Below are 15,856 nucleotides of genomic sequence, written 5' to 3' on the forward strand. Positions count from 1 at the left end.
TGCTTCGCGGGGGGACACTCTTGACTATCGCTCGCCCAGTGGAGAAACAGCTTGAATTTGCTTTTAACGCGAAACTCAAGAATGTCCCCAATCACGGTGACCCCGCTTCCAATTTCCCCCGCCCTCCCTTAGTTAAATCAATAAGTCAACAACGTCCCTTTTTGGGTCTTCCTACAGGTTAACTATGAATCCCTGAGTCTGCGGCTATTTTCACTTGACAAACAAGGGCTATCCATTGTAAGCGAACTCTAGTTTCTGCTTGTTTTTCTCTGGTTTGATTGAACTTTCAGCCATACTTTTTCCCGCTTTTCCACCCTATCCGCGCCGGGCAGGCTGGATCCAATGGCAATATAAAAAAGCAGTTTCGTCACCCATTTATCATTTTATTCATAGTAATTACCGCTATTTTCACAAAACAGTTTATTCAAAACAATCTTGAAATAACCGTTAAAGGAGGTACAAAACATGTCAATGCTAGATAAGACCTGCAAGGAATTCAACGAAGTTCTGGCATCAAAAGCCGCAGTCCCCGGTGGTGGTGGTGCCGCGGCACTGGGTGGTGCAATCGGAATGGCCCTCTCCAATATGGTCGGGAATCTTACGGTCGGCAAAAAGAAGTATGCTGAAGTGGAAGATGAGGTGAAGGTACTGATTGAAAAAGGTAATCAGGTCATCGCTGCCCTTGAAAATCTGGTGGACAAGGACGCCGAAGTATTCGCACCCCTCTCCAAGGCCTACGGATTGCCGAAAGACACCCCTGAGCAGCAGCAGTTCAAAGCCGAAACCATGGAGAAATGCAGTATTGAAGCCTGCTCGGTACCCATTGAAATCATGCGCCAGGCATATGCCGGCATCAAAATCCATGAACGCATGGGACAAATTGGCACCATGCTGGCCATCTCCGACGTTGCCTGCGGCGTAGCCTTCATGAACGCGGCCTTAATCAGCGGCAGCCTGAACGTAATCATCAATCTGAATACCATTAAAAATCAGGATTTTGTCGGCAAAACCAGAGCAGAAATGAACCAGTTGCTGGAAGATGGTCAGCGCATTGCCGATGAAACCCTGAAACTGGTCATCGGAAAGCTGACTAAGTAAAGCGATAACTGTAAAAGTAATTGATGTATAGCAGCGCAAAAAATTTCAGCAAATATTAAAGTTTTGGAGGAAGCATAATGGCAGAAGTATTGAAAGGTAAACCCGTCGCTGACGCGATGAAGGAAGAATTGAAACAAAAAGTCGCGGCCCTGAAAGGACGCGGCATCACTCCCACCCTGGGTATTGTCCGGGTCGGTGCCCGTCCTGATGATCTTTTCTATGAAGGTGGCGCCAAAAAAACTTGTGATGTCGTCGACATGGCCTACCAGGTCTTTGAATATCCGGAAGATATCAGCCAGGAAGATTTTGAGCAGGCAATCATTGAAGTGGGAAACAACAAGGCCATCAATGGCATTCTGATGTTTGCCCCATTGCCCAAACATCTGGATGAGAAAAAAATCAGAACCATGATTCCGGTGGCAAAAGACGTGGACTGCCTGACTTTGGGCGGCGCCGCTAAAATATTCGCTGATGACCCCACTGGAATGCCTCCCTGTACGCCGGCCGCCTGCATGGATATGCTGCATTTTTACAACATTCCCATCAAAGGGAAACGGTGCGTCGTCCTTGGGCGCTCGCTGGTAGTCGGCAAACCGGTGGCCATGTTGCTGCTGCGTGAGCATGGCACCGTAACCCTATGCCATTCCAGGACTCTGGATTTACCTGGCGTCTGCCGGGAAGCCGAAATTCTGATTGCCGCTGTCGGCCGGGCAAAAATGGTCAAGGCCAATTTCGTCAAACCCGGACAGATTGTCATTGACGTCGGCATCAACGAAGATCCGGACAGACCGGGAAAATACTGTGGCGATGTTGACTTTGCTGAAGTTGAACCTATCGTTGAAAAGATAACCCCGGTACCGGCTGGAGTCGGCTCCGTTACCACTGCCGTCCTCTGTAAACAAACCATTATGGCCTGTGAATTACAGCACGGTTAATACGCTCGGCACGGTTAATACGCTCGGCACGGTTAAAAAAATAAGCTTTTTTAAAGCCCGGCCCCGCCGGGCTTTTTCTTTTCAGCCGCTCAGAACCCGGAGACAGGTATGAGCACTATCAGACAAAAACTGGAAACCCGGGAAAAGCTCTACCTTTCCCCCCATGCGACATTAAGCAGCCAATCAAAAGGCAGGCAACACCAGGAGGCGGAAGACGCCTACCGAATGGCTTTTCAACATGACCGGGACCGGATCATTCACAGCAAATCGTTCCGGCGGCTGAAGCATAAAACCCAGGTTTTCCTCTCCCCCAGCGGCGACCATTACCGCACCCGCCTGACCCATACTCTGGAAGTTTCCCAGATTGCCCGCACCATTGCCAGAGCTTTGCAACTCAACGAAGACCTTACCGAGGCTATCGCCCTTGGTCATGATCTTGGCCATACTCCTTTCGGCCACGCCGGGGAAGCCGTCCTTGACCAGCTGCACCCTGGTGGTTTTCGCCATTTCTTTCAAAGTCTGAGGGTGGTTGAAATCCTGGAAAAGGAAGGCCGGGGTCTGAACCTGACTCTGGAAGTAAGGGACGGTATTGTTAAACACTCGAAAGGCAAAGGCGATATATTATCAGATGATTCCAACTGTTCCGCCTTCACTCTGGAAGGACAGATTGTCAGGCTGGCTGATATTGTTGCGTATGTAAATCACGATATCGACGATGCTATCCGGGCCCGGGTGATCGACCGGGATGATATACCGGCGTCCTGCAGCCGATTACTGGGGGAACGCAACAGCCAACGAATCAATACCATGGTAACTGATATTATTGACAGCAGCCGTGAAGCTGAAGCCCGATTGATGATCAGCCCGAAAATTCTGGAGTCCATTAGCCTGCTGCGCGATTTCCTTTATGAACGGGTCTATGACAGCACAATAGTCCACACTGATTTCATCAAGGCAAAACGGCTGCTGGAAGATCTCTACCAGTTTTTCATTGACAATCCGGATACCTTTCGGGAACAACACTACCAAGCCTATCTGGATACCGCGAGCCTGGAACAGAATGTCTGTGATTTCATTGCCGGGATGACTGACCGCTACGCCTTTTCCCTTTATGAAAAAATATTTCTGCCCCAGCCCTGGTTAATCAAGTAGCTGGTCTTCAACAAAATGAAAGCACTACCTTGAACCGGCAAATCCTGACTATCAGGAAATTATCATCCCACCAAAAGAAGATTATGACTTTAGGATAGTAGTTTTTTCATGTAAGGACTGGCAACAGATAGCGGTAAAAATCCTTAATTTAGATAGCAGAAAGGTTTTTAATGTCAGTATACGAACAAGTCTCACCGGGTAACTTTTCCGTCATTGTTCTTGATTTCGAGACGACTGGTTTATCGCCGGAATACGGTGACCGGGCCATTGAAATCGGGGCGGTCCTGATTGAAAACAACCGGGTCACTGATCGTTTTCAAAGCTTGATGAACCCTGGTTTTCGGATTAATTCCTTTATCGAATCATACACCGGCATCAGTAACAAGATGGTAAAGGACGCACCACCCTGCGGAGAAGTCATGGAACAGTTTGCAAAGTTCATCGGTGATCACCCCCTTGTCGCCCATAACGCATCATTTGACAGAAAATTCCTTGACTCAGAATTCAGCGTTATCGGAAAATCACGAAACAGCAATATGGCCTGTTCCATGCTGGTAGCTCGAAGGCTGTATCCGGATGCACCCAATCATAAACTGGGAACACTCGTTCGGTACTGTAATATTCCTACCGATGGAACCTTTCACCGAGCCCTCGCTGATGCCGAGATGACCGGTCATCTTTGGCTTTCAATGATTAATAAAATCAGGAAAGTTTTTGCCGTTAACCAGGTATCATTTGACCTGATGCAAAGATTATCCAAAATAACCAAGGCAAAAGCGCCGGAATATCTTGAAAAACTTGCGGGTAAAAATTGTTGACCAGGAGCAGAATTTAAAGGAAACTCTACCACACACACAAAGGAGTTTATCATGGGAGAAGATTTGGCAGCCCTGCAAAAGCTTTATGAAGTGCTGATGGAATGGGTAAATTTGGCATTTCCATTGCCCCCTTTATTGCCGCCCTTGGCGCTCTCGCCTTCGGCTGTACCTTTGCCCTGCAGGGCCCTCTTTCCAACTTCGGTGCCGGGATCACCATTATCCTGACCCGCCCGTTTGTGGTCGACAATACCATCACCATCCAGGGAGTCAGCGGCATCGTCAAGGAGATCACCCTGACCCGCACCATCCTTGACACCGAAGACGGCGAAGAAATCACCATCCCCAACAAGCATATTGTCGGTGAGATTCTTTGTAATTCATTCGCCAACCGGGTGGTGGAAGGTTCCATCGGCATTGCCTATCATGACAATCCCGATGAGGCCATTGAGATCATCAACAAAACTCTGGAACGTTTCCCCCAGGTGGTCAAAGAACCTAAACCTCAAATTGGCATTCAGGAATTTGCTGATTCGGCTATCGCCATCGGCATGCGCTACTGGGTACCGACCAACGAATATTTCCAAACTCTTTTTCAGGTCAACCAGAACATTTACAAAGACCTTATGGAGGCCGGCATCACGATTCCGTTTCCCCAGCAGGATATACACATTAAAACCCTGCCGGCCAACGACCGGACAATGTAAACCCCGGGAAATAATTCATAAGCAACCGGTTGCAATATCCCTTTTTTTGCGGTAAGTAATGCCATCTGAATAAGGGAGAAAAATTCATGGAAACATCCGTCATAATCGTGGTTGCCACAACCAGTCAGTCGCTGGCAACTTTTATCAAACAGGAGCTGTCGGAAACCGATGTTACCGTTCAATTATTGACTGATCCAGAACTATTTTTCAAGCGGCTTAAAAGCATCAAACCGGAACTGATCCTGTTAGACGCCAACTACCCTACCGGAGAAAAAAGTGCCAGTCTGACAAAGAGACTGCAAGATGATCTCACCTGGCAGGATACTCCACTGATTGTCATCAAGACTTTTTTTGAACCCTTTGATGAATCATTTCCTGAAATCAATACTGAGAATATTCTCACCCAGCCATTTACCCGTGCTGATTTGCTGGCTATTTTGCAGCGTGTGGCACCACAGGCAATCAACAACCACGGACAGAACCAGGACATGGATATGAGCAAAACAAATGAGACGCTGCAGGAACCTGAGGTGGCAAACAGCCAGGAAGGTACTATCATAGAACTCACGGATATGGTGGAAGAAGGAATACCGCTGGACCAGCTTAACCTGACAGATAACCTAGATTCACCTCCCCCGGAGACGGTCACGACTCAAGGTGCTGAGATGCCGGAGGATAAAGAACTTGAGGAGGACATTGCTTTTCCCAGTGACGCAGCCATCGATGAATTGGTATTTGCCGCCGGCGATGAAACAAAAATGGCAACCGATCTCTCCGTTTCTGATGAGAGCCCGACTGCCGACCAGACGGAAAAAGGTCCGATTAAAGAAACCATTGAAAAAACCTTGGATGCAGAATCAGAAACAACTGCAGCCCCTGAAGAGTTCCCCCCTGAAAGACCGGAAGATTATCTGACGCCGCATGACCCCCAGCAGGGAAATAAATCCTTTACAGGAACTCCAGAATCAGAATCCACGCCCCTGGCAACTGAATCGGAAACTGCCCGGACATCAGTGTTCACCGAACCGCAAACGGTTGATTTCTCTAAACAAATCGAAGGCCTCACCCAGGAATGGAGCAAAAAAATGTTGGTCAGCACCTATGCCAGCATGGATAAACTAATCCAGGCTCTCGGCGATATGGCCCCCACCATTGTGGAACAGGTGGCCAGGGAAATCATCCCGCCGCTGGCGGAAAAAATAATTAAAACTGAAATCAAACGACTGGAAGATAAAATTGAGGATGACCATAAATGACCTCTAATCACGAACCGATAAACCTGGATAAAACCTACGATCCCAATCTGGTTGAAGATAAATGGTACGCATTCTGGGAAGAGCAGGACTGTTTTGCCGCCCGCACCGACAGTAACCGACCGCCGTTTTCCATGGTGATTCCGCCTCCCAACATCACCGGCTCCCTGCATATGGGCCATGCACTTAATAACACCCTCCAGGATATCCTGGCCCGCTACCGACGGCTGAAAGGTGACAACGTTCTCTGGATGCCGGGAACCGACCACGCCGGAATCGCCACCCAGAACGTAGTCGAGCGACAACTCCACGCGGAAGGTCTGGACCGCCACCAGCTTGGCAGGGAAAAATTCATTGAACAAGTCTGGAAATGGCGTCAGGAATCGGGAAGCACCATTCTAAATCAGTTGCGCCGTTTGGGAGCCTCCTGTGACTGGAACCGTGAACGGTTCACCATGGATGAAGGTCTCTCAAAAGCGGTACGGGAAGTTTTTGTTACCCTGTACGAAGAGGGACTGATTTACCAGGGTGATTATATCACCAACTGGTGTCCCCGCTGCCACACAGCCCTTTCCGACCTGGAAGTGGAATATGAAGAACACGAAGGCTCATTATGGGAGCTGAAATATCCCCTGGCTGACGGCAGCGGTGAAATCATCGTCGCTACCACCCGGCCGGAAACCATGCTTGGGGACACGGCGGTGGCCGTCAACCCGGAGGATGAACGGTACCGGGATTTAATCGGCTCCGAAGTCATCTTGCCCCTGATGAACCGCCGCATCCCGATTATTGCCGATGCTTACGTGGACAAGGAATTCGGCTCCGGCGCCGTCAAAATAACCCCGGCCCATGACCCCAACGATTTTGACATCGGCCAGCATCATAATCTGCCGTCCATCACAGTGATGGACGAAGACGGTAAGATGAATGAAAACGCTGGCATTTACCAGGGGTTGACCCGCGAAGAGTGCCGGACCAGGGTGGTCAAAGATCTACAAGCTCAGAATTTATTAAACCGGACAGTTGCTTACGGCCACAATGTCGGCCATTGCTACCGCTGCCGCTGTGTTATCGAACCCTATCTCTCCAACCAGTGGTTCGTAAAAATAAAACCAATGGCAGAAGATGCCATTGCCGCTGTACGAGATGGCAGAACAAAAATCATTCCCGCCAGCTGGGAGAAAACCTATTTCAACTGGATGGAAAATATCAGGGACTGGTGCATTTCCCGGCAGATCTGGTGGGGACACCGGATACCGGCCTGGTACTGCCAGGAATGTCATGAAATCATCGTCTCCCGCACCGATCCGGACCATTGCCCCCGTTGCCAGAGCACCAACCTGGAGCAGGAAACTGATGTACTGGACACCTGGTTTTCCTCCGGCCTCTGGCCATTTTCCACCATGGGCTGGCCGGAAAAAACCAGGGAGCTGGAAATATTCTACCCCACTTCGGTACTGGTAACCGGCTTTGATATTCTCTTTTTCTGGGTGGCTCGCATGATGATGATGGGACTGAAATTCATGGGGGAAGTACCCTTTCATGATGTCTACATCCATGCCCTGGTTCGCGATGAGCACGGCCAGAAAATGAGCAAGTCAAAGGGGAATGTTATTGACCCCCTGATTATGATCGACAAGTACGGCACCGACGCCCTGCGTTTTACTCTTACCGCCTTCGCCGCCCAGGGGCGGGACGTTAGTATGTCCGAAGCCCGGATCAGCGGCTACCGCAATTTCTGCAACAAGATCTGGAACGCAGCCCGTTTCGCCCTGATGAACCTGGACGGTTTTCAACCGGACACCAGGATTGACCCTGTTGATTATTCGCTGGCTGACCACTGGATTCTTCACCGGCTCCGGGAAACCATTGTGGCAGTAGATGAAGCCTTTACCCAATATCGTTTCAACGAAGCGGCCCAGGCCGTTTACCAGTTTACCTGGCATGAATTCTGCGACTGGTACCTGGAACTGATTAAACCTGACCTATTCCAGGATGATGACCATATACGCCGGGCCGCCACCCAATCGGTTCTCCTTTACACCCTTTCCGCCCTGGTGCGGCTTTTACACCCGATCATGCCCTTTATCACCGAGGAAATCTGGCAAAAATTACCGGGAACTAGCGACTCAATCATGCGGGCTGATTTTCCAACAATTGAAACAGACCACCGGCAGCCGGAAGCAGTCCAGAAAATGGAACAGGCCATGGCCGTCATTGGCGGCGTTCGCAACATCCGCGGTGAAATGGAACTGCCGCCATCGCTTAAGGTGGAAGCCATTGTCTGCTGCGCCACGGCTGAAACAGCGGACGAAATCAATGCCGCCGCCCCCTATATCCGCAACCTGGGCCGGTTGAAATCCTTCAGTTGCAGCCATGGCGGGAAGCCACCGGCCCAAGCCGCTTCAACCCTGGAAGCCGAAATGGAAATCTACGTCCCCCTGGCCGGTATTATCGATTTCGAGTTGGAAACCACCCGATTAAACAAGGAACTGGCCAAAGCTCAAAAAGAACTGGCCCAGGTGGAAAAAAAACTGGCCAATGAAAAATTTTTGGCTAAGGCTCCCGCAGAAGTAGTGGCCAAGGAAAAAGCCAAGCAGGAGGAACTGGCGTCTAAAGCGGCCAAAGTTACAGACAGCCTGGAAAAAATCATGCAGCTGGCCGCCGCTGACCGTTAACATTTGACCATGTCAAATCCCAGCCAGGAGCTGTCAGCCCCAAATGCGTTCCTTACCCTGGAACATACCGGCGCCCAGGTTCGCCTGGACCATTTTCTCCATCAACATTTCCCTGATATATCGGTAAAAAAATGGAAGCAGGCCATCAATACTGCCAAGGTGTCTGTGGACGGTCAAGTGGGACGCAAAGGAAGTATCCTTTCAAACTCTGCCAGGGTAAACCTGCCGGCCTGGCTGCCGGCGTCTTTAACCCCCGGCCCACCAAGGGCTGACACAACCATCAAACCGGTAATCATCTTTGAAGATGATGAATTACTGGTCATCGACAAGCCAGCCGGAATCCATACCCATCCCCTGAACGGAAACGAGCTTGGGACCCTGGCCAATGGTCTGATAGCCACATATCCCACGCTCAACGGAATTGGTTTCAGTCCCTTACAGCCGGGATTGCTGAACCGCCTGGATCGCGACACTTCAGGCCTCGTACTGGTAGCAAAAAGCCAAAAAAGCTGGAAAAAATACCGGCAGTTATTTAGCACCAGACAGCTTACCAAGATCTACCTGGGTATCGTCCACGGGATTGTTGCCGCCCCCCTGACCATCGATACTCCCTTAATTCATCATCCGCAATACCCTGAACGGATGAGCACCGTTATTCCAGATCATTTTACCGGCCGTCGTTTCTCAGCGACAACCATAATAGAACCACTTAGTTATTTTTCCGCATCTACCGAGGTCCAACTGACCATGAAAACCGGGGTTATGCACCAATTACGGGTCCATTCAGCCCTTTCCGGTCATCCCCTGGTCGGAGACCTTCTCTATGGTCAACCAGAGAACAAAGCCATTGATGAGCAAACCGGCCGCCTGCTGCTGCATGCTTTTCAACTGCAGTTTCCCGACGGCCGGCAGTTTACCGCTCCCATCGATTGGAATAAAGCATTATGATTAGGAGTCAGGAAAAGCAGGTTATTTACCTGGGAATGGGAGTTAATATTATTCTCATCGTCGCCAAACTGGTAGGCGGCTTGCTGTTTTCCTCCCTGGCCCTGGTGGCTGACGGCATTCATTCAATTTCAGACTTAATCACCGATTTCATTATCCTCTGGGGCCTTTCACTGGCTGCCAGACCGGCTGACAAGGGACATCCCTACGGCCATGGAAAACTGGAAACCATGGCATCCCTGCTGGTGGCCGCCCTGCTGTTTTTCGTCAGCTTTGGCATCATGAAAAAAGCATTTTTCTGTTTTCTCCAGGAAGCGCCGCATATCATCAATGAGCGCTGGGTAATTGCCATTGCCCTCCTGTCAATGATCGGCAAGGAATTTGCCTATCGGAAAACCATAAACCTGGGAACCCGGCTACACAGCCCGGCCCTCCAGGCTAATGCCTGGCATCACCGCTCCGATGCCCTGTCATCCATGGTGGTCCTTATCGGTGCCCTGGCCGGCTGTCTGGGCTGGACCCGGGGCGATCCCTCCGCTGGTTTTATTGTCGGCATGATGATCGCCTATGTGGCTTTTCGTTTGACCCGTCAGGACCTTGGCCAGTTGCTGGAAAGCGCCATTTCACCGGCCATCCAGCAGGAAATCGAAGACGCCATCAACCGTTTTCCCGACATTATTTCCTGGCACCAGCTGCGTACCAGGCAGGTGGGCAGGGAGATTTTTCTTGATTTTCATATCCTGGTTGACGGCAACATGCGCGTTGTCGACAGCCACAATCTGTCCCATCGACTGGAAGGATTCCTTAAAGAAACCCTCGACTATCCTCTTAATATTATTATCCATATAGAACCTGGAAACAAAAACTAACTCCCCCTAAGTTCATTTTATTATATCACAAAATTTTCCCGCTAATTTTTTTCTTGACAATCAGAATAAAGTTTTTTATAGTGCATTTTGTTAGGGAGCATTAACATACTGATAAGGATCAAACAATGACCAATGTCATAACTCCTGATCTTTCGCCAACTCAGGAAGATTACCTGTCTGCCATTTATCAGATTATCAAAACCCAGCAGGTAGCCCGGGTCAATACCATTGCCAAAAAACTGCGGGTCGGCCTGTCTACGGTTACCGCAGCTTTAAAAAGCCTGGCGGCGAAAGAATTGATTCATTATCAGCCATACAGCTATGTTACCCTGACGGAAACCGGCACTACCATTGGCGAACAGTTAGCTCAAAAGCACCAGGTATTGCTTGATTTCCTCACTGCCATCCTGGCGTTGCCCCCGGATGAGGCCGAAATCAATGCCCATCGCCTTGAACACGCGATTGATGAGGAGGTACTCCAACGGATCATCAGCTTTATTTATTTTCTGAAAGAATGTCCCCGGGGAGGGATGGACTGGATAAAAGAGTTTCACCATTTTTATGAAACCGGTTCCCGTTCCTGCCAATGTGAGCAACGTTTCAACAGCTGGCTGACAAATATTTGTCCCCGCCGGACAAACACATCAGCACCAAAAGGAGAAACATCAATGAATGTAACCTTAGCGGAACTCAAGCCTTCGGAACAAGGCACCATCATCACAGTCCGGGGAGCCGGACCAACGGGAAAACGATTAATGGAAATGGGGTTTACCCCGGGAAGTACGATCACGGTGGAAAAAATAGCCCCTCTGGGCGATCCTATCGAGGTCAGGGTTAAAGGCTACCACTTAAGTTTACGCCGCGAGGAGGCTGCCGGCATCAAAATTGAAAAAATTATAAAATAATGACTGCATACCGAAAAAAAGGAGTTACCATGAGTTTAGCACATATTGAAACCGGCTCAAAAGTACTGGTGGAAAACCTCAGTGCCGGCCAGCGTTTTCGGCACCGGATGGCGGAGTTAGGCATCTTCCCCGGAGCATTGATCCAGGTCCTCAGAAGAGAAAGCCGGGGACCGCTGCTTATCCAGATTGGCGGCAGTCGACTGATGTTGGGACGGCGGATGGCGGAAAAAATCACCGTCAGATAATCGCAAATATTTTTTTTGCTTATATAATTAGGTATAACTAACTATATTTATATTATAGAATTATTTGGAGGTATACCCATGAAAAACAAGATTTCCGTGGCGCTGGCCGGCAATCCGAACAGTGGAAAATCAACGATTTTCAATCTGCTCACCGGCGCCCGCCAGCATATCGGCAACTATCCCGGGGTGACGGTGGAAAAGAAAGAAGGAAGCTGCAAACATCGTGACCATGAGTTGCTCATCACGGACCTGCCCGGCACCTACAGTCTCACGGCCCATTCAGTTGAAGAAGTTGTAGCCAGGGATTTTCTCATCCACGAACAACCACAGGTGGTGGTTGATATCGTCGATGCTTCCAACCTGGAAAGAAACCTGCTTTTAGCCACCCAGATGATGGAAATGGACACCCCCCTGATCATTGTCCTCAACATGATGGACATGGTTGCCGGGCAGAAAACAAAAATCGATCTGGAGGCACTGGAAGAGCTGCTCGGGGTACCGGTTGTGCCGATGGTCGGAACAAAAGGAAAAGGCAAAGATGAGCTTCTGGATATGATCGTCGCGGTGGCCACCAACCAAAAAAAATCAGCGCCACGGCCCATCCCCTACCAAGAGGATATTGAACAGGCAATCAGCGAGATAGCAGCCATGATTACCACTAATCCTTTGCCAAATCTTCCAAAAAGATGGCTGGCAACAAAAATGCTGGAGAATGACAACACCTTGCTGGAAACCCTGAGCCAGGCCGATCCGGCCCCGGAAGTTTTCAAAAACAGCGTTGACCGCATATATCAAAAACTGGCCGTTCACCTGGATGAAGCTCCGGAAATGTTGATTACCGAATGGCGTTACGGTTTTATCGCCGGCCTGATCCAGGAAACCACCAGCACTCCGGCTGGCGACCGGCGCAGCATATCGGACAGAATAGATCAGGTAATACTTAACCGAGCTCTGGGGCTGCCCATTTTCCTCCTGCTCATGTACCTGGTATTCTATCTGACCTTTACGGTAGGCGGGCCTCCGATGGATTGGATCGATACCGGCTTTTCCCGGCTGGGAGGGATAATTACCGCCCATTGGCCGGGAAATCAGGACAGTGCGCTGTTATCTCTGGTAGTAGACGGCATCATCGGCGGCGTTGGCGGGGTGGTGATTTTTCTCCCCAATATCATCATGCTATTCCTGGCTATCGCTATCCTTGAAGGGACCGGATACATGGCCCGGGCGGCGTTTATTATGGACCGGGTGATGCATAAAATCGGCCTGCACGGCAAAAGTTTCATTCCTCTGCTTACCGGTTTCGGCTGCTCCATACCCGCCATTATGGCTACCCGGACCATTGAGAACGAACGCGACCGGCTGACCACTATTATGGTGACCCCACTGATGAGCTGCGGCGCCCGCTTGCCCATTTATGCCCTGATCATTCCGGCATTTTTTCCCCAAACCTGGCAGGCCCCCATGCTTTGGCTCATCTACGTGATCGGCATCATCCTGATGATGCTCTCCGCCTGGCTGCTGCGGGCCACTTTGTTCAAAGGTGAAGACGCGCCCTTTGTTATGGAGCTGCCGCCCTATCGCCTGCCGACCTTGAAATCCATTATTATTCACACCTGGGAGAGAGTCTGGCTGTATCTGAAAAAGGCGGGAACCATCATCCTGGCCATTTCCATTATCCTCTGGGCCATGACCACCTATCCCGGCATTCCGGCAGACAAATTGGCGGCTCTTCATTCGGATGAAGCCCGCCAGGAACTTCAGCTAGCCAATTCCGCTGCCGGCCGCGTCGGTCACTGGCTGGAACCGGTGTTAAAGCCCATGGGTTTCGACTGGCGCATCGGTACGGCATTGATTGGCGCTTTCGCCGCCAAGGAAGTCTTTGTCTCCCAGCTGGGCATTGTGTATTCCCTCGGCGAAGCGGATGAAGAATCCGTCTCCCTGCGGGAAAAACTGCAACAACGCTACAATCCCCTGATCGGCTTTTGCATCATGCTCTTCTGCCTGATCAGCGCCCCCTGCATGGCTACCATCGCGGTCACCAAACGGGAAACCAATTCCTGGCGCTGGGCATTTTTTCAACTGGCCGCCCTGACCTTAATGGCCTGGATAATAACCTTCCTGGTTTTTCAAATCGGTACCTGGCTGCAGATTGGGGTTTAAACGTTACAGCAAGACATGAAAGGAAAAAGAAAATGGAAATCATCGGCATCATCACTCTTGTCAGCCTGGCCCTGTTATTCACCGGCCGGGCCTGGAGACAGACTTTCAAAAACAATGACCAATCCGGCTGCGCCCATGATGGCGGTTGTCAGGGATGCTATGGCTGTGGTACGACGATAAAACCGGCAACCAGTAAAAAAGATAAGTAAAATCAATAATCACAACAAAAAAGGAGGAAAATGGACATGCTGAAAAACACAACAAAATGGTTCATCTCAATGGCACTGATACTACCGCTGCTGCTGCTCTGCCTGCAGGTGGTTCCAACCCATGCGGCTAGCGATGAACTGCTGAGTGAACTGCAAAACTTGAAAGCCAAACTGGAGCAGCTGGAACAAAAAGTTGCCCGGCAGGACAGACTGCTGGCCAACCAGCAGCAGCAAGTCTCCCGCCAGAATGAAAAGATTGAAACCCAGGAAAAAATCAATGCCGGCCTGGAAGAGATCAAGGACGCCCTGGGCGGCATTGAAATCGGCGCTGATATCACCATGATCGGCCAGGGAACCTTCAGTGAAGATGATGAATATGGCTATGACAACGGCACCGATGCTTCTTTTTCTTTTGATCTGGAGGTGGCCAAATCCTTCTCCTGGGGCGGCAGCACCGCCATCGTCCTCGAAGGCGGCAACGCTGAGGGAATGGACGGTCGTATTGCTACCTGGAGCGGCTTCAATGATGACAATGACGATGATGAAACCGCCCACGTCACCGAGGCCTGGTATGAACAAAGCCTGCTTGAAGATAAGCTGACCTTTACTTTCGGAAAAATTGACCTGACCAACTATTTTGACGCCAGCGAAGTGGCCAATGATGAAACTACCCAGTTTCTGTCCACCGGCTTTGTCAACAACCTGGCGGTTGAATTTCCTGACAACGGTCCCGGAGCCCGGGTAACAGCTTCACCCAGCGAACTGGTCGATATCAGCTTCGGCTGGATGGCCGTCGATCAGGATGATGGTGAATCATCCTGGGATGATATCGGCCGCGGCTCTTTCGCCATTGGCGAAATTGATTTTAAACCGGTACTGGCTGGATTGAACGGCAATTACCGCCTTTACGGCTGGTACATGGACGCCGACCATAAAGAGTGGGATGGCAGCGATGATGACCAGACAGGCAGCGGTTTCGGTCTCAGCCTTGACCAGCAGCTAATTCCCGAGCTGCTGACGGTTTTCGCCCGCGCCGCCTGGCAGGATGAAGATATTTATGAAATCGAAACCCACTACAGCGCCGGCCTGCAGCTGGCCGGCAAATTCTGGGACCGGGATGATGATGTTGTTGGCCTGGCCTACGGCTTCGCCAAGATCAGCAGCGAATATGAAGATTACAATACCGACAATAGTGACGATGATGAACATCACCTGGAACTCTACTATCGCCTGGTATTCAACGACCATTTTGCCCTGACCGCCGATTACCAGTGGATTAATAATCCGGCGGGCAACAGCGATGCCGACAATGCTTCCGTCTTCGGCCTGCGCACCCAGATTGATTTTTGATTTTTTCTTTATATACCACACATCTAAAAATTAGCACCAATCTTTAGAGAACAGAAAGGGGGGCTTAAAGCCCCCTTTCTGGCAACACAGTCTTTTGAATTTGCTGACATTCCTGTTGAAGAGTTACATCAAAGAAAAGTGAAACTCCCCGTGGCAAACTACGGATCATTCTGTAAAGGTTTTCGTAAATCTCAACTACGTTTCAACCAATATCCTGGTTTTCTTTTTGAGTGTGCGACTGCAATTATATGTATATGGTCTGGTTCAATACTAAAAAAGATAGAGTATGGAAATTGGAATAAAAGCAAACGCCTGAAAGGCTTGCGTAGAACCCTATACCTAAAAGGGGCTGTTGAAATACTTTTTGTTGCAGACTCAACAGCCTCTTTAAATCTAGCTCCCAGGCCTGGCTGACATTCCTCATAATAACGTACCGCATCTAAGAATTCAGATTTTGCCTCGGGATCAAAAATAACAGGTATCATTTCAGAATTAAATCTGCTTCAGCAAAAACAGCCTGAGAAGTAATTCCTGG

Annotated in this window: 15 protein-coding genes; 14 read left to right on the top strand and 1 reads right to left on the bottom strand. The window is 49.9% G+C overall.

Annotation, left to right across the window (positions count from 1 at the left end; genetic code table 11):
- The first annotated feature begins 465 nt into the window (after positions 1-465).
- The 14 genes from U9P07_04300 (at position 466) to U9P07_04365 (ending at position 15,321) form a co-directional block, all read left to right on the top strand.
- The gene (locus U9P07_04300; GenBank protein ID MEA2108621.1) at positions 466-1,098 is read left to right on the top strand and encodes a cyclodeaminase/cyclohydrolase family protein; all 633 of its coding nucleotides are present in this window, start codon (positions 466-468) and stop codon (positions 1,096-1,098) included.
- 77 nt (positions 1,099-1,175) lie between these two features.
- Entirely contained in the window at positions 1,176-2,033 is an 858-nt protein-coding gene (locus tag U9P07_04305) for a bifunctional 5,10-methylenetetrahydrofolate dehydrogenase/5,10-methenyltetrahydrofolate cyclohydrolase (GenBank protein ID MEA2108622.1), read from the top strand.
- 108 nt (positions 2,034-2,141) lie between these two features.
- Positions 2,142-3,185, top strand: coding sequence for a deoxyguanosinetriphosphate triphosphohydrolase (locus tag U9P07_04310; GenBank protein ID MEA2108623.1), 1,044 nt, complete (start codon positions 2,142-2,144; stop codon positions 3,183-3,185).
- A 170-nt stretch (positions 3,186-3,355) separates the two neighbouring features.
- Complete coding sequence (locus tag U9P07_04315; GenBank protein MEA2108624.1) at positions 3,356-4,003, top strand: 3'-5' exonuclease; 648 nt, start codon at positions 3,356-3,358, stop codon at positions 4,001-4,003.
- Between the two features lie 101 nt (positions 4,004-4,104).
- The gene (locus U9P07_04320) at positions 4,105-4,707 is read left to right on the top strand and encodes a mechanosensitive ion channel family protein (GenBank protein ID MEA2108625.1); all 603 of its coding nucleotides are present in this window, start codon (positions 4,105-4,107) and stop codon (positions 4,705-4,707) included.
- Between the two features lie 86 nt (positions 4,708-4,793).
- Positions 4,794-5,963, top strand: coding sequence for a hypothetical protein (locus U9P07_04325; GenBank protein MEA2108626.1), 1,170 nt, complete (start codon positions 4,794-4,796; stop codon positions 5,961-5,963).
- The gene (locus U9P07_04330) at positions 5,960-8,638 is read left to right on the top strand and encodes a valine--tRNA ligase (protein MEA2108627.1); all 2,679 of its coding nucleotides are present in this window, start codon (positions 5,960-5,962) and stop codon (positions 8,636-8,638) included. The genes U9P07_04325 and U9P07_04330 overlap by 4 nt, the downstream gene beginning before the upstream one ends.
- 9 nt (positions 8,639-8,647) lie before the next feature.
- Entirely contained in the window at positions 8,648-9,586 is a 939-nt protein-coding gene (locus tag U9P07_04335; protein ID MEA2108628.1) for an RluA family pseudouridine synthase, read from the top strand.
- The gene (locus U9P07_04340; GenBank protein MEA2108629.1) at positions 9,583-10,452 is read left to right on the top strand and encodes a cation diffusion facilitator family transporter; all 870 of its coding nucleotides are present in this window, start codon (positions 9,583-9,585) and stop codon (positions 10,450-10,452) included. The genes U9P07_04335 and U9P07_04340 overlap by 4 nt, the downstream gene beginning before the upstream one ends.
- Positions 10,453-10,577: 125 nt before the next feature.
- Positions 10,578-11,357: a metal-dependent transcriptional regulator gene (locus U9P07_04345; GenBank protein ID MEA2108630.1), complete on the top strand. Its 780-nt coding sequence runs from the start codon at positions 10,578-10,580 to the stop codon at positions 11,355-11,357.
- Positions 11,358-11,386: 29 nt separating this feature from the next.
- On the top strand, positions 11,387-11,602 hold the full coding sequence (locus U9P07_04350; GenBank protein ID MEA2108631.1) for a FeoA family protein: 216 nt from the start codon (positions 11,387-11,389) through the stop codon (positions 11,600-11,602).
- Positions 11,603-11,680: 78 nt separating this feature from the next.
- Positions 11,681-13,762, top strand: a complete 2,082-nt coding sequence (gene feoB / locus U9P07_04355) for a ferrous iron transport protein B (protein ID MEA2108632.1) — start codon at positions 11,681-11,683, stop codon at positions 13,760-13,762.
- Positions 13,763-13,794: 32 nt separating this feature from the next.
- Positions 13,795-13,971, top strand: a complete 177-nt coding sequence (locus tag U9P07_04360) for a hypothetical protein (GenBank protein ID MEA2108633.1) — start codon at positions 13,795-13,797, stop codon at positions 13,969-13,971.
- Positions 13,972-14,007: 36 nt separating this feature from the next.
- Positions 14,008-15,321 carry a carbohydrate porin gene (locus tag U9P07_04365; protein MEA2108634.1) on the top strand — a complete coding sequence of 438 codons (1,314 nt, stop codon included), beginning with the start codon at positions 14,008-14,010 and terminating at the stop codon, positions 15,319-15,321.
- Positions 15,322-15,512: 191 nt separating this feature from the next.
- Here the strand turns inward: U9P07_04365 and U9P07_04370 are convergent, their stop codons facing one another.
- On the bottom strand, positions 15,513-15,806 hold the full coding sequence (locus tag U9P07_04370) for a type II toxin-antitoxin system RelE/ParE family toxin (GenBank protein MEA2108635.1): 294 nt from the start codon (positions 15,804-15,806) through the stop codon (positions 15,513-15,515).
- Between the last annotated feature and the right edge of the window lie 50 nt (positions 15,807-15,856).

It is taken from the genome of Pseudomonadota bacterium, assembly GCA_034660915.1.
Lineage (GTDB): Bacteria > Desulfobacterota > Anaeroferrophillalia > Anaeroferrophillales > Anaeroferrophillaceae > DQWO01.